The sequence below is a fragment of the Brevibacillus brevis genome, assembly GCF_001039275.2.
GTDB classification, from domain to species: Bacteria; Bacillota; Bacilli; order Brevibacillales; family Brevibacillaceae; genus Brevibacillus; species Brevibacillus brevis_C.
On sequence record NZ_CP030117.1, the window covers coordinates 2278529 to 2297553 of the forward strand.

19 protein-coding genes are annotated in these 19025 nt (G+C 47.0%); 17 read left to right on the forward strand and 2 right to left on the reverse strand.

The features are described from left to right. Positions 1–61: 61 nt before the first annotated feature. The 9 genes from AB432_RS11520 to AB432_RS11560 all read left to right on the forward strand — a co-directional run bounded on the left by AB432_RS11520 (position 62) and on the right by AB432_RS11560 (position 9751). Entirely contained in the window at positions 62–1813 is a 1752-nt protein-coding gene (locus tag AB432_RS11520; RefSeq protein ID WP_048032396.1) for a LytS/YhcK type 5TM receptor domain-containing protein, read from the forward strand. Further along, positions 1813–2541 (forward strand): LytR/AlgR family response regulator transcription factor, encoded by a 729-nt coding sequence (locus AB432_RS11525; protein ID WP_048032397.1) that lies wholly within the window; start codon positions 1813–1815, stop codon positions 2539–2541. The genes AB432_RS11520 and AB432_RS11525 overlap by 1 nt, the downstream gene beginning before the upstream one ends. A gap of 148 nt (positions 2542–2689) precedes the next feature. Continuing rightward, positions 2690–3037, forward strand: a complete 348-nt coding sequence (locus tag AB432_RS11530) for a DUF485 domain-containing protein (protein ID WP_048032398.1) — start codon at positions 2690–2692, stop codon at positions 3035–3037. Then, entirely contained in the window at positions 3037–4563 is a 1527-nt protein-coding gene (locus tag AB432_RS11535) for a solute symporter family protein (protein WP_048032399.1), read from the forward strand. The genes AB432_RS11530 and AB432_RS11535 overlap by 1 nt, the downstream gene beginning before the upstream one ends. 89 nt (positions 4564–4652) lie before the next feature. After that, positions 4653–6215: a solute symporter family protein gene (locus AB432_RS11540; RefSeq protein ID WP_375154922.1), complete on the forward strand. Its 1563-nt coding sequence runs from the start codon at positions 4653–4655 to the stop codon at positions 6213–6215. Positions 6216–6261: 46 nt separating this feature from the next. Further along, a complete protein-coding gene (locus tag AB432_RS11545; RefSeq protein ID WP_048032400.1) occupies positions 6262–6573 on the forward strand; it encodes a hypothetical protein in 312 nt (103 codons plus the stop codon). 31 nt (positions 6574–6604) lie between these two features. Next, positions 6605–7540 (forward strand): patatin-like phospholipase family protein, encoded by a 936-nt coding sequence (locus tag AB432_RS11550; RefSeq protein WP_235617666.1) that lies wholly within the window; start codon positions 6605–6607, stop codon positions 7538–7540. A gap of 119 nt (positions 7541–7659) precedes the next feature. After that, positions 7660–8721 carry an HD-GYP domain-containing protein gene (locus AB432_RS11555; protein WP_048032402.1) on the forward strand — a complete coding sequence of 354 codons (1062 nt, stop codon included), beginning with the start codon at positions 7660–7662 and terminating at the stop codon, positions 8719–8721. A gap of 163 nt (positions 8722–8884) precedes the next feature. Further along, entirely contained in the window at positions 8885–9751 is an 867-nt protein-coding gene (locus AB432_RS11560) for a universal stress protein (RefSeq protein ID WP_048035772.1), read from the forward strand. Positions 9752–9808: 57 nt separating this feature from the next. Here the strand turns inward: AB432_RS11560 and AB432_RS11565 are convergent, their stop codons facing one another. Both AB432_RS11565 and AB432_RS11570 read right to left on the reverse strand, forming a co-directional pair. Then, positions 9809–11056, reverse strand: a complete 1248-nt coding sequence (locus AB432_RS11565) for an MFS transporter (protein WP_048032403.1) — start codon at positions 11054–11056, stop codon at positions 9809–9811. Positions 11057–11118: 62 nt separating this feature from the next. Beyond that, entirely contained in the window at positions 11119–11712 is a 594-nt protein-coding gene (locus AB432_RS11570) for a TetR/AcrR family transcriptional regulator (protein WP_048032404.1), read from the reverse strand. A 141-nt stretch (positions 11713–11853) separates the two neighbouring features. Between AB432_RS11570 and AB432_RS11575 the strand changes: the two genes are divergently transcribed. The 8 genes from AB432_RS11575 (at position 11854) to AB432_RS11610 (ending at position 19015) form a co-directional block, all read left to right on the forward strand. After that, positions 11854–12696 (forward strand): deoxyribonuclease IV, encoded by an 843-nt coding sequence (locus AB432_RS11575; RefSeq protein WP_048032405.1) that lies wholly within the window; start codon positions 11854–11856, stop codon positions 12694–12696. 51 nt (positions 12697–12747) lie between these two features. After that, complete coding sequence (locus AB432_RS11580) at positions 12748–13149, forward strand: hypothetical protein (protein ID WP_048032406.1); 402 nt, start codon at positions 12748–12750, stop codon at positions 13147–13149. A 355-nt stretch (positions 13150–13504) separates the two neighbouring features. Further along, positions 13505–14626 (forward strand): ABC transporter substrate-binding protein, encoded by a 1122-nt coding sequence (locus AB432_RS11585; RefSeq protein ID WP_082195907.1) that lies wholly within the window; start codon positions 13505–13507, stop codon positions 14624–14626. 11 nt (positions 14627–14637) lie between these two features. Next, positions 14638–15456, forward strand: a complete 819-nt coding sequence (locus AB432_RS11590; protein ID WP_048032407.1) for an alkaline phosphatase family protein — start codon at positions 14638–14640, stop codon at positions 15454–15456. 73 nt (positions 15457–15529) lie between these two features. Beyond that, complete coding sequence (locus AB432_RS11595; RefSeq protein WP_048032408.1) at positions 15530–16372, forward strand: ABC transporter permease; 843 nt, start codon at positions 15530–15532, stop codon at positions 16370–16372. After that, positions 16369–17175 carry an ABC transporter permease gene (locus tag AB432_RS11600; protein WP_048032409.1) on the forward strand — a complete coding sequence of 269 codons (807 nt, stop codon included), beginning with the start codon at positions 16369–16371 and terminating at the stop codon, positions 17173–17175. The genes AB432_RS11595 and AB432_RS11600 overlap by 4 nt, the downstream gene beginning before the upstream one ends. Further along, positions 17172–18191, forward strand: coding sequence for an ABC transporter ATP-binding protein (locus AB432_RS11605; protein WP_048032410.1), 1020 nt, complete (start codon positions 17172–17174; stop codon positions 18189–18191). Before AB432_RS11600 ends, AB432_RS11605 begins: the two co-directional genes overlap by 4 nt. Positions 18192–18208: 17 nt before the next feature. Beyond that, complete coding sequence (locus tag AB432_RS11610) at positions 18209–19015, forward strand: DeoR/GlpR family DNA-binding transcription regulator (RefSeq protein WP_048032411.1); 807 nt, start codon at positions 18209–18211, stop codon at positions 19013–19015. Positions 19016–19025 lie beyond the last annotated feature (10 nt).

Genomic DNA, 19025 nt, shown 5'->3' on the forward strand with positions numbered 1-19025 from the left:
CAGCAGGGAATTGCGGGTAATATGCGGAATTTATAGAAGATTTAAACTAAGGGAGGCTGCGGTGGACAATCTCACGTTATTGCTCATTGAAAGAATGGGTATTCTTTTGACGCTAGCATTTATTTTGACAAGGACACCGTTGTTTCGCCAGCTTTTAGACCGTGAATTGCACGTAGGGACGTCAATCGCATTTTCGGTCATGTTCGGGTTGTTTGGGATTGCGGGTACATATGCAGGAGTGGTCGTGCAAGGGGAGAGCTATCTTCCTGCATTTTGGATATTTCGTTTGTCACATGACGAAATTATCGCCAACTCTACTTTGGTAGGGGTCGTCATTGGTGGTTTGCTCGGCGGGCCTTTCGTTGGTCTGGGGGCAGGTGTCATTGCTGGGCTTCATGTCTTTCAATTGGGAGGATTCGCCGCAGCATCAATGGGCTTGTCGATCCCGATCACGGGGTTGCTGGCAGGATATGTAGCACGTTTTTTCTCGCAGGAGCGGGTTATTTCTCCGTCCAAAGCCATGTTCATCGGCATGTTCGCACCTATTATTCAGATGTCGCTTTTATTGATCATGGCGGATGTGCCTGAGTTGGCGCGAACGATGGTCAATGTGATTGGGATTCCGATGGTGCTGACGAACAGTGTTTCGATTGCGATTTTTACGACGATGATCCGGGTGGCCTTGCAAGAGGCAGAACGTTCGGCTGCCATTGAGGCGGAGCGTTCTTTTACGATAGCGGAAAGAATTTTGCCACACCTGAAAAGGGGGCTCACACCGCAAACGGCTCAGTCAGCAGCCCTTGTCTTACAAAAAGAAACGAAAGCAGCAGCCGTTGCGGTAACGGATCGAGAACGGCTTCTAGCACACGTTGGAGTGGGGGCAGATCATCATCATCCGGGAGAAGCGCTCCATAGTGAGCTCGATAAGCGGGCTCTGTATAGCGGTGGAATTGACAAGGGATTGACGCGCGAGAGCGTCGGGTGCAAGCGCAAAAATTGCAACCTGCATGCAGCGATTCTCGTGCCGATTAAAGAGGGGGACAGCGTCGTTGGTCTGATCAAACTCTATTATCGGAGGCCACAACAAATCGGAAAAGTCCAGGAAGCACTAGCAAAAGGGCTGGGCAACCTAATCTCCAATCAATTGACCCTATCTCTCACGGAGCAAATGAAAGGATTAATGAAGGATGCAGAGTTGCGAATGCTTCAGGCACAGATTCATCCTCACTTTTTGTTCAACACATTGAATTCCATTGTGACCTTGATACGAATTGATCCGCAGCTAGCTCGGCATATGACCATTCAGCTTGGCGTGTTCATGCGATTCAACCTGAAGCTCACAGCGAGTCCCCTTGTCACCGTGAGACAGGAGCTGGATCACCTGCATGCTTATTTGGAAATTATCAAAATCAGATTTTCCGAGCAATTCGCCGTTCGCACCATCATTGATGCGGGGGTAGAGGAAGCCCTTATTCCTCCTGGCACGTTGCAGCCGTTATTTGAGAATTGCATTCAGCATGGGGTTCGCGACATCACGAACGGCGGTGAGATCATCCTTCATGTGAAACGGCAGGATGTGCACGTTGTTTTTCAAATCGAAGATAATGGCGAAGGCTTTCCCGACAACTTGTTGCCAGTTCTGGGAAAGGTGCCAATGGAGAGTAAGGAGGGCAACGGAATTGGCATCCATAATGTCAACCGGCGTCTGATCAGCTTGTGCGGACAAGATGCCCAACTTCATTTTGCCAATAAACAAGAAGGTGGCAGTACGATTACCTTTACCATTCCGATTACAAAAGAGGTGAGTGCCTGATGCCAATACGCGTCATGATTGCAGAAGACGAGCGACTAGCACGCGAAGAACTGAGTTATTTATTACTACAAGAAGGAGACGTAGAACTGTTGCCCTATGCCACCAACGGGCGAGAGCTGTTGGAAATGGTCGATGTGCACGAACCGGATGTCGTCTTCCTCGATATGAAAATGCCTGAGCTGGAAGGGGCACAGGCAGCAAGAATGCTCGCATCACGCAAGCAGCATCCCCTGATCGTTTTTTGTACCGCGTACGAGGAATTTGCTATCGATGCGTTTAAGCTGTACGCCGTCGATTATTTGTTGAAGCCTACAGAGCCGAAGCGGCTGGTCGAAACGATGCAACGGATACGCGAGCGTCTGGTCAAGCCGAAAGCAGACCCTGTCCAGCCAAAACGAACCAAGCTGTTGGTAGAAGACAATAGTAGATTAGTCGTCATTGATCCAGCGACGATTGTATATGCAGTACGGGAGGAGCGATATGTGCAAATCGTCACCCAAACAGCAACCTACGCGACGCGGATGACTCTGACACAACTGGCGGATAAGCTTTTCGCATACGACTTTTTTCGTACCCACAAAAGCTATCTGGTCAATCTTCACTTCGTAAGCGAGCTCGAACCATGGTTCAACGGAGCCTACAATCTGATTTTGAAGGGAGAAGGAAGACCACGTATTCCCGTATCCCGGACCTCCGCCAAGGATTTGCTCAAACGTCTCGAGGAGTAAACCTGTTACTCAAGATTTGCAGATCGTGGTTAAAAATCTGCCACTGACACACTCTCCCCGACATCTTACGCAGAAAAATACACGGGTAGAAAAGGATTCTCTACAATGTAGGAAGCGCTTACATTTTGTAGATGAGGGGGAGGTTCCCATGGGCAAATCCGCTTCGGCAAAAAAAGCCGAGGATAAGAAGAAGGACGCTGTTGATTATGCCGCAGTGATTCAGTCAGCCACTTTTAGAGAGCTCTTGAGAAGAAAAAAAGCGTTTATTTTGCCATCTTCTATTTTTTTCTTCGTATTTTACTTTACCCTTCCGATTTTAACCTCCTACTTCACCGTATTGAATCAACCAGCGTTTGGAGCTATTTCGTGGGCGTGGGTATTTGCCTTTGCTCAGTTCGTCATGACATGGGGTCTCTGTATCCTGTACACCAGGCGGGCAGAGCAGTTTGATCAACTCGTAGAGAAAATCAAACAAGAGGCAGGTGGAAGGGGCTAATGAACGTTACTGCATTTTTACTCTTTCTTGTCATTGTTCTTTTGACACTTGTCATCACCTTTTACGCTTCAAAAAAGACGAACACGACTAGTGAGTTTTATACCGCCGGAGGAGGCTTGACGGGTTGGCAAAACGGCCTTGCGATTGCGGGAGATTACATGTCGGCTGCTTCCTTCCTTGGGATCGCAGGGATGATTGCGTTGAGCGGGTTTGATGGCTTCTTCTACAGTATCGGTTTTCTTGTCGCGTATCTCGTTGTGCTCTACTTGGTAGCAGAGCCTTTGCGTAATTTAGGAAAATACACGATGGCTGATATGATAGCCGCCCGTTTTGACAATAAAAAGGTTCGTGGTGTCGCCGCTCTCAATTCGATTGCCATCTCGATTTTTTACATGATCGCGCAATTGGTCGGAGCAGGTGCCTTGATCAAGCTACTCTTGGGGCTGGATTACACGACCTCCGTATTAATCGTAGGGGCATTGATGACGATCTACGTCGTGTTCGGTGGGATGACGGCAACCTCGTGGGTGCAAATCGTCAAAGCGGTTTTGTTGATGGTCGGGACATTCATCATCTCCATGATGGTTTTCGCCAAATTCGATTTTAATCTCTTGAAAATGTTCGAGCAAATGAAGACGGCGACACCATTGGGAGACCAATTCCTCAATCCTGGCAACAAGTTTAAAGTGGGGCTCGATACTATTTCACTGAATCTCGCGCTTGTGCTAGGAACAGCGGGATTGCCGCATATTTTGATTCGTTTCTTCACCGTTAAGGATGCCACAACAGCTCGCAAATCGGTCGTGTACGCGACATGGATCATTGGCGCCTTCTATGTCATGACGATCTTCCTCGGCTTCGGTGCAGCAGCGTTTGTCGGTGCGGGGAATATGGACCCTGCGGGCAACATGGGAGCACCACTTTTAGCGCAAGCATTAGGCGGGAACTTCTTATTCGCCTTCGTATCTGCGGTTGCCTTCGCTACCATTCTCGCAGTAGTGGCCGGGCTGGTGCTTACTGCTGCTTCTGCCTTCGCACACGACTTTTACGGACATGTATTACGCCAAGGAAAAGCAACAGAAAAGGAGCAAATGAAGATGGCCAAATGGGCATCTGTCGGAGTCTCGATTGTCTCTATCTTGCTCGCCTTGTTTGCGCAAAATCTGAACGTGGCTTTCCTTGTTGCCCTGGCTTTCGCAGTAGCGGCGAGTGCAAATCTACCAGTGATCTTGTTCACGATCTTCTGGAAAAGGTTCAATACGGCAGGAGCAATCAGCGGGATGCTTGTCGGTCTGTTCAGCTCTCTCATTCTGGTTGCGCTGAGTCCGAACGTTTGGAATCCTGTAGCTGGAAAAGCCATTTTGATCGGCGAAGCACTGTTCCCGTTGCCGAATCCGGGCATTGTCTCGATCCCGTTAGGATTTTTGGCAGCATGGATCGGGACCTTGTTGTCCAGCTCCCGTGATGATAAGAAGTACGATGAAATTTTGGTGAAAGCGAATACAGGAATGAAAGATTCAGCGTAGAAACAGTAAACGTAGGAAGCTCATGCCACGAAGAGAAGGCTGGGGTTAACCCCTGGTCTTTTTTTCATTTTTGCAAGAAGGGAGAGGTATTGTCCGTGACGACGATCATCTTTTTCCTTGCCGTCATTATCGGAACGATGGCCATCACTTATTCGGCTGCCAAACAGACGGGGACGACGAAAGACTTCTATGCAGCAGGAAATCGCTTGAACGGATTACAAAATGGCATTGCCATTGCAGGCGATTACATGAGTGCTGCCTCGTTTTTGGGGATTGCGGGAACGATTGCGATGTACGGCTTTGATGGGTTCGTGTATGCGATTGGCTTTTTTGTCTCTTATCTGATTATTTTGTTTTTAGTTGCCGAGCCGTTGCATAATTTGGGACGCTATACGTTGGCAGACGCGATTGCCGTCAGGTTTGACAGTCTTTGGCTGCGTGGCGTTGTTGCTTGTACGACTCTATTAATTACGATTTTTTACATGCTGGCGCAATTAGTTGGGGCAGGTGCCCTCATTCATTATTTATTGGGAGTTCGTTACGATACGGCTGTCCTGATTGTCGGGAGCCTAATGACATTTTACGTGGTGTTCGGCGGGATGGTAGCGACCTCCTGGGTTCAGATTATTAAAGCAATTTTGCTCCTGACAGGGACATTGATCCTAAGTCTGATTGTGCTTGCCCGTTTTGATTGGAGCTTCTCCGAAATGTTTTCACATGTGAGTACGATTACCCCTCTTCAGGAACAGTTTTTACAGCCGGGTAATCAACTTCATGATCCGCTGGAAACGATCTCTTTGCATTTGGCTTTGATTCTCGGTACCGCTGGGCTCCCTCATATTATCTCCCGGTTGTTCACTGTCAAGGATGCAAAGACGACTCGTAATTCGATTTACACCGCAACTTGGGTCATCGGCGCTTTTTATTTGATGACGATCTTTCTCGGATTCGGAGCGAGTACGTTTGTAGGCTACGAGGCATTGAAAAATGTAGGCTTCGGGGGGAATCTGACGGTCACGCTCTTGGCGGATGCTCTTGGTGGAGAGTTTTTGATGGCGTATATTGCTGCCGTTGCCTTCGCGACGATATTGGCAGTCGTGACAGGACTCGTGCTCTCCGCCTCTTCTGCGTTCGCGCATGACGTCTACAGTCATCTGATCAGGCGAGGGGTGGCATCGGAAAAAGAACAGGTCACCATGGCAAAGCTATCGTCAGTTGCAGTGGGCGTAATCTCCATTTGGCTGGCTATCGGTGCAGAAAAAATGAACGTGGCGATTCTCGTTGCGCTTACGTTTGCCGTAGCAGCATCCTCCAATTTGCCACTGCTGTTGTTTACGTTGTATTGGAAGCGGTTTACCGTGCGGGGAGCGATTTGTGGTGTCCTGACAGGGTTAACGGCATCGGTAGTCCTTGTCATTTTAGGACCGACTGTTATGCATCCCTTAACTGGACTTATTCGTGTGGAGCCTCTATTTCCACTGACGAATCCTGGGTTGGTCTCCATACCACTCGGCTTTTTAGGGGCGGTGGTCGGAACACTACTGGATCGGCCTGATCCTGATGCCGAGAAGAAGTACCAACGCGTACTGTTTCAGGCGCTGACGGGAATCCGAGTCCCCCCTGCAAAGAAAACGGAACAAGAATCTGCATAAAGCCTCTTCACGTGCCCCACTCTAGGAGTAGAAGGAGGAGGGGTAAGTGGGTACGACCAAAGAGTCAGACGCTTTATCACATGACCAGCCAGATGTCTATGAACGCGCAAGGCTGGCACTGGATGATCTGATTGAAGAGCTATGCGAAGCACTGGAAGCGGAAGATACCGAATCCTTTAAGCGAAAAGGCTATGAGATGATCGGGAGTTACTTTCGAGAGCCTGTCAATACCGGGGAATTAACCTTGATCTATGCGGTGGTGCTTGCCGATATCCTCTATAAGCTGGAGTTGACACAGCAAGGGGAAAACGTAGCAATGGTCCGTGATGAGTACAGTATGATGAAAAAAGACGATTGAGTGGCGACCCCGTTTGAGGGTCGTTTTTTGATTGGCACGATTCCGCCCTGCATGTTTCGTTGGGCAACCATTCATACTACGGGTAAATGACATCAAATGGGTGATTGGTATGGAAAAGGTTGGACTCGTTTTGCAGGGAGGGGGAAGCCGTGGGATTTATACCGCTGGCGTTCTGGATTACTTCATGGAGCAGGAGCTTTACATCCCGTATGTGATTGCCGTGTCAGCAGGTGCGTGCAATGGAGCGGCATACTTGGCGAGGCAGTGCGGATTGGGCAAGATTTATCATACGAAATACATTCACGATCCCCGTTACTTTCACTATAAAAACTTAATTACGAAGCGCTCGCTGTTTGGCATGGATTTTATTTTCAATGAAATGCCTTACAAGCTGGAGCCGTTCGCCTTTGATCGGTTTCGTGAAGCAAAGGAACAGTTTGTCGTCGTCACAACGGATTGCGCGACAGGGGAAGCCGTTTACTTTACGAAAGACGACTGTGAGGATATTTTCCATGTGATTCGAGCTTCGTGCAGTCTTCCGTTTCTATCACCAAAGGTTACGGTCAATGGACGTAAGCTATGGGATGGGGGCATTGTGCATCCGGTACCTTTCATGAAGTCCATTCTTGATGGCAATCAAAAGCATATTATTGTGCTGACTTCTTCTTGTCCGCCAGGTGAATGGATGCGCAAGCTTTCGCGTGTCGAGCGTCTTTTTTCCAGAAGTACGAGCTTGTGCCAGGCGTTCATTCGCCATTTTCGCATCTATTGCGAGGCTATAGAGCAGGTCAAAGAGATGCAGAAGGAAGGCAGAGCGTTTGTCATCGCACCACCAGCGGGTACCTTTTTACGAGGTTTTGAACGTCAAGAGGAGAAGCTCGAGCATTATTACCGGCAAGGCTACCAGGATGCACGCGCCCAATTTTCTGGGCTTTGTACATGGCTTGATCTTGGCAGGAACAAGTGAAAAATGAGGAGGCATTGTCCCGTGGATGTTTTTTCGGCAAAATCATGCGAAAAAGGTTTTTCCAAAGCGAAGATAGGGAAGAAGCATCAGGGGAGGATGGAATCAGGAGGAAAGACCCCATGAAATATGTGAATGTAGACCTAGTAGAGCCAGGGGACGTTTTGGCTCGAAGCATTTATACAAGCGAGGGCTTGACGCTCTTGCATGCAGGTGTCCAACTGACTGTCGGAATGATTAATAAATTGCGTCGGTTTGGCGTCACGATGCTAAGCATCAAAGACCCGCTGCTCGATGAAGTGAAAGAGCAGGAGGTCGTCACGGAGACTACTCGGAAGGACGCCATCCGCAATCTGTCGCAAGCGATTTCGTGTGTACAGACTGGAAAAAATTTTGATGTCCGCGGTATTCAAAAATCAGTGGGAAGTATTATCGACGAAACCTTGAGAAATCGCCGCGTGCTCTTGAATCTGGGAGAAATTCGCACGAATGACAACGCTATGTACATTCATTCCTTGAATGTGTGCATGATGGCAACCGTAATGGGCGTAGGTTTAGGCTATAATTCGGCTCAATTAAAAGAGCTCGCCATCGGAGCCCTCTTGCATGACATTGGAAAGCTGTCAGTCGACAAGGAAGCCCCAGCCTACAAAAAGAACAGCAAAACCAATCATCATACGTGGCTGGGCTTTAATCTGTTGCGAAAAAAACATGAAATGAGCATTGTCTCCGCACACGTTCCTTTGCAGCATCATGAATGGGTGGATGGTAGTGGGCAGCCACGAGGATTGACTGGCGATGAGATTCATGATTTCGCCAAGATTGTTGCGATTTGCAACTACTATGATAATCTCATCTCGCCTTTCTCAGAGGAAGAGGAGACGTTGCCAGCGTATGAGGCTTGCGAAAAAGTCATGGGGCTCGCGGAGAAACGCTTTGATCATAAAATGGTCATTCACTTTTTGCGCTCGATTGCCATGTACCCGACAGGAACCTCGCTGAAGCTGTCGACAGGAGAGATCGGTGTGATCATTGACCAAAATAGAGGCTTGCCTTCGCGCCCAGTCGTTCGGGTCATTCGAAGAGACCAGCAGGCGAATCGGCGGATGGTGGATGATCATGAGATTACGGATATTGATTTGAGTGAAAAGCCTACTATTTTTATCACAGCTATCATGGACTAGAACCTGGAAAGAATAGGACTCCCTATCAGGGAATATCCCTACCAAGATCAGGGAATACCCCTACATACACGTAGGGCTCACAGGGCTACAATGAACTCAAGGCAGATGGATACATAGAGTAACACCACATTTGCCAGATGAAAAAGAGGAAGGACGTGTCATTATGTCCCGTATTCTAGTCCCTGTCGATTTCTCAGCGCAGTCCATTCAGGCGGTCCGCTTCGCGCTGGCCTACGCCAAAAATAAGCATGATATCACATTGCTTCATGCCATCCCGCCGTTCCCTTCACGCAATGTTGTCAGAAGGTTGGGACGAGAGGTCGTTGAAGATTATCAATTGGATGAAGCAAGAGATGATCTGAAAAAATTCCTGTCGATCGTAGAAGAAGCCGGTATCACCTATGAACTGGAGATTGAGTTCGGAGAGCCGCATGAAGTCATTGCGAAGCACGCAGCGAATGACTATGCTGCCATCGTAATGGGTACACATGGCTACGGTCGCATTACAGGCTTCCTGTTGCAAAGCGTCAGCTATCCGACACTCCACGATGTCAAAGTTCCGGTCTTCCTCATTGCGGAGGAGACAGATGAGAGTCGTTTCCCTTGGAATCAAGTACTCATTGCAGTAGATGGCTCCGATCATTCGATGGAAGCTGCGAAAAAAGCCATCGAGATGGGGCAGCATCTCCCGGATGTATCGTATACGCTCCTGTCCGTAGTCATCCCACCAGTCACATACGCAGGTGTGTACGGCGTAGGCTGGGATAACATGAATACACTCGAAGGTTGGGGACGTGAAACGCTAAAACCTTGCGAGGAGTTGCTTGAAGCTGCATCGCTTCCTTTTGAAAGCAAGGTTGTAGTTGGAGATCCAGCTACTGTGATCCGCCAGACGGCAGAAGAAATCAACGCTGGACTGGTTGTGCTCGGTCATCATGGCCAAGGTGCAGTTGCAGGGACGCTGCTTGGTAGTGTTACATTTAAAACGATTCATCGTACGAAAACACCACTCCTCATTGTAAAAACATAGCATTTAGTAGAAAAAGCTGTCCGTATGGTGGACAGCTTTTTGCTTGGGCGCATTCTCTTACGATAGAGTTTGCGCTTGTTTGTGTTCGAGCAGATGGCTAGCCCCATCTGGTGTAACCTCTGGCGAATCCCACTTGATTCGTGCACATCCCCATGCAGCGAGTAAAATGATTACGGATGCTATCAGAAAAACCGTGATCAACGAAGTTATCTGCATGAGTGGGCCTGCCAAAAAAGAACCGACCATCATGAGTCCGATCATGAGCGGTGAAATCGTTCCATTCACTCGTCCAATAAACGCTTCATCAACGAGCTTGATCATGAACGTACTGATCACGATCTGTAAAAATGCCATTCCAATTCCGGTGAAAAAGCGCATCGCTGCGGTTACGTATACCCAAATAGAGAGAACTTCTACGGCGACAGAGAGCGCGAAGAAGATTAATCCACCTGTAATAATCCAGCGACCATTCAGGCGATCGAGGTAAATGGAAGCAATAATGCCGCCCAACAGCATCCCCAATCCGTCTAAAGCAGTAAACCATTGAATGGCTTCTTTGGAGAGTAAAAGACGATCCGTGACGACGAATACCTCTAGCGAATTAATAAACCCCGAGGATAACCCCAGACATGCAAAGGTAATCGCGATCCCGCGCAAGGCTGGTCGCTTTTTTACATAGGCAAAACCTGCTTTAATCTCAGAAAGGAGGGTTCCGCCTTCTTCTGTTGCAGTGGCAGTTGAGGTAGGGAGCGTCAAGAGAATCAGTGCCGAGACGAAGAAGAGGCCAGCCATCGTTAACAGGGAAGGGTAGATGCCCCACTTTTCAAAGAAGAAAGTACCGACAATCGGGCCAAGCAGTAGAAAAATAGAACCCGTACTTTGTGAAATGGACACAGCTGCGGCAACTTGCTCATCAGGAATATAACGCTTCATCATCTTGGCAGAAGAAGGCTGGGAGAACTGCGACGCCACAGCAGAGATAAATGTCGCAAAGAATACAGCAATCCACATTCCTTGCCAGAGCAAATACACGATGACCAAAACAGAGAGGGCGCTTAACAGGTTCCCGGCTATCATCGTTCGCTTCGGATTCCAGCGATCAGCCAATGCCCCGCCAATAATCGAAAAAACCAGGATCGGTGCAAGTTCGATAGCGGTCAAGAGCGATACGGCAGTCGGATTGTTGCCACTCGTCTCCATCACATAGTAGAGCAAGGCCATGTTCCGAATCCATATACCGATATTTTCTAATGTATCCGTGATAAAAACGGTGAGAAAAACTTTGTTTCCCCAAAGACCTTTCATAGGTCATATCACTCCCAAAAAGTTATACCGAACGTCCGGTCTAATTAAAGGTGAAAAAAATGCTACTTGGCAATAATGCCATGCAGCAAAACGTCAATGCTCCTCTTCAACAGTGCATGAAGACGCTCGTCATCCATTTGATAACCTACGTTAATGATTCCGTTCATGAGCCCCTCCAGTATCATCGCCATTTCTTCGGGATCGCATGGAGCGAACTCGCCTCGGTCGATTCCTTCTTGGAAGAGGGAAGTATAGAGGGTATACGTGGAGCCGAGCATTTCCAGCACTTGTTCCAAAATGACTGGATCAGCGAGCTGGCTACCGGAGAACTCTTCGCCTGCTTTTTTTAGAGGGTGGGACAAAAAATCCTCCAGGAAAAAAGCAGCTAAGCCGTACAGTTTATCGATGGATGTCTCGAATTCTTTTTCTTTTTCCTGCCACAGATCTACCCATTCGTTGTATTGCTTTTCAAGCAGATGAAGGAACAACTGCTCCTTGTTTTTGAAGTGGTAATAGAGGCTGCCCTTACTCGCTCCAGTTGCTTGGCAAATGTCCTCAATGGAAGTGGCTGAATAGCCTTTCTGAGAAAATAACTCGGTGGCTTTCTCTACGATATGTTGTTTGGTTTTCTCCCCATCGAGACGACGCTTTGACATTTTAGAAAAGCTCCTTATTCTAGACTGAACGTTCGGTTTAGTTTTAGTTTATTCGATCTGACAGGGATACGCAAGTGCTCGATTGAGAAAAAGGGACAGAGGGAAAAATGATAAGAAGCTAGCGAGAGAGGAGGGATTGCCTTGCAAATCGGTTGTCATGTCAGTATTCGTCATGGGTACGAGGAGGCGGCAAGAACTGCATACAAAGAAGGAGCGTTAGCATTTCAATTTTTCCCGAAAAACCCGAGAAGCTTAGGTATCAAGCAATTCGATGCCCGGGACGCAGAGCGGTGTCGCTCGTTTTGTCAGCAAAACGGTATGCTATCGATCGCTCATACGCCATACCCGGTGAATCTTTGCGTCGAGGAGCAGGAGCTATTCGCCGTCACAGTGGGCTCCGTACGAAATGACCTTGAAATTGCCGAAGCTTGTGGAGCGTTGGGCGTGGTTGTTCATTTTGGCCAATATAAAGGCGTTGATGTACTAACCGGTTACAAAATCATGATCCAGATGGTCAATCAAATACTGGATGGCTGGAATGGAAAAGCCCAGCTGTTAATCGAAAACAATGCCGGGCAAGGCAACCGGATGGGCACGACACTCGAAGAGCTTACACAGGTTCGACAATTGTTTGCTGAGCCACAGAAGGTAGGCTTTTGCTTAGATACGTGTCATGCATTTGCCAGCGGATTGTGGAAAGGGAATGATTGGGGGGAGGTAGCCGATCACATGCGTGAGCTCGATTATTTCACGAGCTTGCGTGCCGTTCATCTGAACGATTCCGTTTATCCGAGTGGTTCCTTTCGTGACCGGCATGCCTCCATCGGAAAAGGGATGATCGGTGATGCAGCCATCGCCACCTTTTTGCAAACACCCGAATTGCAAGGACTTCCCATCGTCCTGGAAACGGCGAGAGGCTCAGAAGGGGGACATCGCGAAGAAATCAAACATGTTCGTCTGCTTAGAGACAATTGGCAGGGCTGACCATGTTGTGGTAGAGTGTGAAATGATGTGTTCAACACGGGAGGGGTACCTATGAAAAAGCGTATTAAGGTGACGATTGCGGATTTTACTCATCTTACAGAAAACTTGAATAACCCGGAGGAGCTCGCACTGTACGAAGCGGCGAACGGAAATACATACGATGCTGAAATCGAGCATGATGGCTATGCGATTGTGGATGTGACAGACGAGGATTACATCGAGCTGGCTCCGGGAGAGTATCAGCTGATGATCGAAGAGTGGACAAGCGCCGGACAAATCGGTGAGTGGACACTGCAAACCATGTCAGACCCAGCAGATGACAAAGCTTTGCTGTACCGCACAGTGGACAAGGCCGGAACGGAAATACAAGCACCACAATCATTGCCGAAGCAAGTAGTCGAGCTGGTTGCGAACACGTGGTTTGGCAAAAAAGCAAAGAAGATTGAGGAGTAATTCATGAAAGAAGAGGAGCGCTGCGAGATAGCGCTCCTTTTTTTTATACAGATAAGAATTTATAAGTTTTAGGGAACCTCTTTTGCTGTTTTCGACTATCGCTAAATAAATCATTTTAAATTCCCGATGTGACTAAACTCTCTTTATTATCCGGTTCAATACTCTATTATTCAGTCTAAAACTTTATTGTCGCTGCGCATTCGCTCCGGGTTTTCTTATGTTTGCATCCTCCATTTACATGAAATTAATCTTTTAAACAAGATAAATTCATATGTGTTTAATATTGCGATTTTATATTATACATGTAGCAAATCACAACCAAACGCACACGAACCGCAAATTGGAGGGGAACGAAGTGATAAGAATATCGGCTCTGAAAACAGTACTGGCAATGGGTTTAATGACAATTACCATTACGGGATGTGGAGGTCAACAAAATACTGCCACTCCAAATACGGCATCAGATGCAACAGCGGAGCACACAAGAAAAGAACTGTCGCTCGAAGAGATCACCAATCTGGCGAAAAAAGAAGGAAAAGTTGTGAGTTTGGGAATGCCAGACGGGTGGGCCAACTGGAAGGATACTTGGACTGATCTTGACAAGAAATATGGGTTGCAGCACATCGATACAGATATGTCTAGTGCAGAAGAAATCGCAAAATTTGAAGCTGAGAAGGATAATCCAACAGCGGATATTGGGGATGTCGGCATCTCATTTGGCCCTGTCGCAGTCGAAAAAGGGGTAACAATTCCATACAAAACATCCTATTGGAACGACATTCCTGATTGGGCAAAAGACGATCAGGGACACTGGACAGTTGCTTATCAGGGAACGATCGCGGTTCTCACAGACAAGAAGCTTGTCAATAACCCACCTACATCATGGGATGATCTGCTAAAAGGCGACTATAAAGTAGTTATGGACGATGTTGCAGTATCGAATCAGGCACAAATGACCGTTTTGGCAGCCGCCATGGCACGCGGCGGAAATGAAGGAAATATCCAACCTGGTTTGGACTTTTTTGCGGAGTTGGCGAAGCAAGGCCGGTTAGCATCGATGGATGTAAAACCAACTAACCTGGAGAAGGGGGAAGTGCCAGTTGCGCTTTTGTGGGATTTTTCGGCTTTGGGGTACCGGGACAAAATCGATCCAAACCGTTACGAAGTATCGATTCTAAAAGAGGGCAGCGTTGTCAGCGGTTATACGACTATTATCAATAAATATGCGCCGCATCCACACGCAGCGATGCTTGCCCGTGAGTACATTTTGAGTGATGAAGGTCAAATCAATTTGGCCAAAGGCTACGCTCGACCAATACGAGCAAATGTAAAGTTGCCGGAAGATGTAATGAAAAAAATGATTCCATTCGAGCAGTATCAAAATGCGAAGCCGATCAATGATTACAAAGTCTGGGCAGAAACAGCAAAACGGCTTCCTCAAATGTGGCAAGAACAAGTATTAGTTAACGTACAATAGGAGGATTTGACATGAACAAAGTGATTATGGTCGTGATTGACGGCTTGCAGTATAAAGTTGCCACTTCCCAAATGGGCTATTTAAACCATCTGGTTGAACTGAATAAAGCCGCATCGTACAAAGTAAAGTCCGAACTGCCAAGTATGTCGAGACCTCTTTATGAGGTGCTGTTGACTGGTACCCCATCATCTGTTAATGGGATCACAAGTAATGACACGGTTCGACTGTCTACCCAAAAGAGCCTGTTTCATTTGACAAAAGAATTTGGGATGCGCAATGCAGCAACCGCTTTTTATTGGGTAAGCGAGCTTTACAACCAGGCTCCATTTGACAAATTTGTTGATCGCCACCAGGCGGATGAGTCTAAGGCCATTCAATACGGTTCGTTTTATTACGACGATTTCTATCCGGATTCTCATCTTCTGTTGGACGCTGAAGCACTGCGCAGAAAACATGACCCTCACTTTCTCTATATCCATACCATGGGGGTTGACAATGCAGGACACCTGTACGGATCAGATTCGAAACAGTATCGAAAATCTGCTATTAAAATGGACAGCTATTTAGCCGAGTTGATCCCTCTATGGTCGCAGGAAGGATATCACATCGTCATTACGGCAGACCACGGGATGAATACGGATGGGGATCACGGTGGTACCGGTAGTGATGAGAGGGATGTTCCTTTGTTTATCATTGGTGAACGAGTGAAGCCGGGCTATCATGAGCAGGTGATCCCGCAGCTTGCAATGGCGCCATTTATTTGCCAGTTGCTTGGAATCTCTAAGTCCGAAGTGATGATCGATTATGATTTTTCAGGAATGATCGTTTAAATCTGAACCAATCACAGGAAGACCATTGCTAGAAGGGAATGGTCTTCCTCAATTAAAGCTAGGAGTTGTCCAAATGAAACAGAAGATAACCTGGTTCTCCGTGCTTGCATTGCTGCCTTTTGCCGTGCTGGTCATTGCGTTTGAAATCGTGCCTCTCATTGGAATGATCCTCGACAGCTTTCAGTCTGATAATGCATACAGCTGGGTTCATTATGTAACAGCTTTGACAAATCCCTATTATTTTAAAGGAATACTCAATAGTTTGCAGATATCCTTGTATTCCAGTCTGATTGGGATTGTAATTGCCCTGGTCGCCTCTTATTCCATTACGCAAATGCCAAAAAAGATTCAAACGATCATGATTACATTCTCTAATATGACTTCTAATTTTTCAGGAATTCCACTTGCCTTTGCTTACATCATTTTACTTGGAAGCAGCGGGGTGTTTACCTTGTTATCCAAGGAACTAGGTTGGAATATACTCTCTTCCTTTGATTTATATAGCTGGAGTGGACTCGTAGCGGTGTACGTCTATTTCCAAATACCATTAGCGATACTGATGCTCTACCCGACATATTCCGGCATCCAAAAATCCTGGCGTGAATCCGCGGCTCTCTTGGGAGCCTCTCCATTGCAATTTTGGTGGCATATCGGACTTCCAGTGATTTTTCCAGGACTTGTTGGTACGTTTAGTATCCTCTTTGCTAATGCCATGGGGGCGTATGCAACCGCATTTGCGTTAGTAGGGGGCAGTTATAATATCGTGCCGATACGCATCGGTGCTTTGGTAAGCGGAGATGCTATCAGCCAGCCCCATTTGGGAAGCGCGTTGGCTGTCATCTTGGGCTTGATGATGATTGGAGCGATGTGGTTTAACGAACGAATGATGCGTCGGGTTAGGAGAGATTTGCAATGAGAAAAGGATCAATCCACTATCTTGTCATCTTCGTGGTAGGGATGTATCTTTTCCTGCCTTTGGCCGCAACATTTTTGTACTCGATATCCAATACGTGGGCGAATACGATCTTGCCTTCAGATTTTACGCTCTCATGGTACCAAGAGCTGTTTTCCGATCAGCGCTTTATCCTGGCGATGGGAAGAACCTTGCTGATCTGTATCCTGGCTCTCTTCGTCAGCATGATTACCATGGTGATGGCTGTTTTTACGATCACCGTCTATTTTCCAAAATGGGAACGTTTTATCCAGGCGCTAGTGATGCTTCCGTATGCTATTCCAGGTGTGGTAGCTGCTGTGGGACTGATCAAAATGTATTCCAGCAAGCCGATTGTCCTGACGGGAACCGTATGGATCATCGTTGGAGCTTATTATGTGTTGATTCTTCCATACATGTATCAGGGGATTCGAAACAGCTTGAGAACGATTGATGTCAAGAGGCTGATCGAAGCCGCAGAGATATTGGGAGCAAGTAAATGGATAGCTTTCCTTAAAGTGATAGTGCCTAACATTATTCCAGGAATTCTTGTTTCGTCTCTGTTATCTCTTTCGATTTTGTTCGGAGAATTTGTCTTGGCTAACATTCTCGTAGGCGGGCACTTTGAAACGATTCAAATCTATCTAATGAAACGCCTTAAAGAAAATGGGCATTTGTCCAGTGCGGTTGTGATAACGTATTTTGTGATCGTTCTGATCAGTTCGCTGGTGATGTTGAAGCTGGGCTCAAGACTTCAAAATGGAAAGACAAAGGAGAAGGTGTCATGAGTTATGTACAGATTGAAAGGGTTGAAAAAAATTATGCTGGCACCAGCGTGCTTCAGCAGGTCTCCCTTCAGATTGAAAAGGGTGAATTTATCACATTGCTTGGTCCGAGCGGATGCGGAAAGAGTACATTGCTCCGTTGCATTGCCGGATTGGAAACAGCAGACAGCGGAACGATCACAGTCAATGGTACGAACATTACCAACCTATCTCCCCAAAAGCGGAATGTCGGGATGGTATTTCAATCGTATGCATTGTTTCCTAATATGACGATATTTGATAATATCGCCTTTGGATTGAAAATGCAAAAGATGGACAAGATCCAAACAGAAAGAAAAGTGCGTCAGGTAATTGAGCTGATTCATCTGTCAGAAAAAGAAAAAGCCTATCCCCACGAACTTTCCGGAGGACAGCAACAGCGTGTAGCGCTTGCGAGAGCGATCGTGACAGAACCAGATATATTGTTGCTGGATGAACCGCTAAGCGCACTGGACGCAAAAATCCGCAAAAGCCTGCAAATGGAACTCAGAAACATTCAGAAGAATTTACAAATGACGATGATCTTTGTAACGCATGACCAAGAAGAAGCGATGACCATTTCAGATCGGATCTTTGTGATGGACCAGGGTGAGGTTGTACAGAGTGGGGTACCGGAGCATATTTATGCGTCGCCCAAAAACGAATTTGTTGCCCGCTTTATCGGTAGCTATAACGTATTAACTCACGCAGACATTTATCGATTAACGGGGGAGTCGCTTCAAGCAGGAACCTATGCTGTTAGGCCCGAAGTAATCGGATTATTTGACAGCAGTATTCCTTCCAAGATGAAAACATCAGGTTATTGGGTAAACGGATGTGTCATGAGTGTAACCATCAAAGGAAACGTACGTCGTTATGAAATTCAGGCGAATGATTGCTTGATACATGCTGACGAACTGAACGTGCCTCAAACCTCATCCTTAACAGTAGGCATGCAGGTTCAAGCCTGGATACCGGAAAAAGAGTGCATATTACTTTAACAGAAAGGTGAGTCCCGATGTCGATTCAGGCTGTAGAACGAAAAAAAAACATTCTCGATCAGTTGCAAGCTACCGGAAAGGTGAACGCATCTACATTGGCTCGATTGTTTAATGTTTCCATGGAGACAATTCGTCGAGACCTTGATCTTCTGGAGAAGGAAGGTTTATTAAAACGCGTGCATGGTGGGGCAGTCAAAAGCAATTTTGAACTTGGAGAGCCTCCTTTTGTGCAAAGGCAAAGTCTTATGATCGAGTCCAAACAGCAAGTCGCAAAACGTGCGGTACAATTGATCCAAAATGGAGATACGATCGTACTTGGTGGAGGCACCACGATCGTGGAACTGGCGCATGCGATTCGCGGCCTGACGAACCTCAACATTTTAACGAATTCACTCCCCACAGCTAATGTCTTATTGGATTCGTTGTACCAAGGAGTTTTCCACGGGAATGTCATCCTATTGGGAGGAGCGTTAAACGTGGAACAGCACTCAAGTGCAGGGACCATTTGCGAGAAAACGTTAGAGGTGTTTCATGTAAACAAAGCCTTCATTTCTCCGGGTGGAATCTCTTTGAATGGAATTACAGAGTACGCTCTCGAAGAGTCTGCAATTTCCAGGAAGATGATCGAAGTAGCGAAGGAGGCTGTCATTCTCGTAGATCATTCCAAGCTCGGAATGGAAGCCTTTTGCAAGGTTTCACCAATACATGGGGTTGATGTGATTGTCTGTGATCAGGATATGCCTGCAGCATGGAAAAAGCAAATAGACAGCATTGAATGGATAACAGCAGGAAACGAACAAGAAGGTAATTCCGCGGCATCGTAAAGAGAGGCAG

Excerpts from the sequence above, each read along its gene's own strand:
- AB432_RS11580 (WP_048032406.1), top strand. The coding sequence starts at position 12,748 with ATGAAAAAGCGTATTAAGGTGACGATTGCGGATTTTACTCATCTTACA.
- AB432_RS11570 (WP_048032404.1), bottom strand. The coding sequence starts at position 11,712 with ATGTCAAAGCGTCGTCTCGATGGGGAGAAAACCAAACAACATATCGTA.
- AB432_RS11610 (WP_048032411.1), top strand. The coding sequence starts at position 18,209 with ATGTCGATTCAGGCTGTAGAACGAAAAAAAAACATTCTCGATCAGTTG.
- AB432_RS11565 (WP_048032403.1), bottom strand. The coding sequence starts at position 11,056 with ATGAAAGGTCTTTGGGGAAACAAAGTTTTTCTCACCGTTTTTATCACG.
- AB432_RS11530 (WP_048032398.1), top strand. The coding sequence starts at position 2,690 with ATGGGCAAATCCGCTTCGGCAAAAAAAGCCGAGGATAAGAAGAAGGAC.
- AB432_RS11600 (WP_048032409.1), top strand. The coding sequence starts at position 16,369 with ATGAGAAAAGGATCAATCCACTATCTTGTCATCTTCGTGGTAGGGATG.
- AB432_RS11590 (WP_048032407.1), top strand. The coding sequence starts at position 14,638 with ATGAACAAAGTGATTATGGTCGTGATTGACGGCTTGCAGTATAAAGTT.
- AB432_RS11595 (WP_048032408.1), top strand. The coding sequence starts at position 15,530 with ATGAAACAGAAGATAACCTGGTTCTCCGTGCTTGCATTGCTGCCTTTT.
- AB432_RS11555 (WP_048032402.1), top strand. The coding sequence starts at position 7,660 with ATGAAATATGTGAATGTAGACCTAGTAGAGCCAGGGGACGTTTTGGCT.
- AB432_RS11535 (WP_048032399.1), top strand. The coding sequence starts at position 3,037 with ATGAACGTTACTGCATTTTTACTCTTTCTTGTCATTGTTCTTTTGACA.
- AB432_RS11525 (WP_048032397.1), top strand. The coding sequence starts at position 1,813 with ATGCCAATACGCGTCATGATTGCAGAAGACGAGCGACTAGCACGCGAA.
- AB432_RS11605 (WP_048032410.1), top strand. The coding sequence starts at position 17,172 with ATGAGTTATGTACAGATTGAAAGGGTTGAAAAAAATTATGCTGGCACC.
- AB432_RS11560 (WP_048035772.1), top strand. The coding sequence starts at position 8,885 with ATGTCCCGTATTCTAGTCCCTGTCGATTTCTCAGCGCAGTCCATTCAG.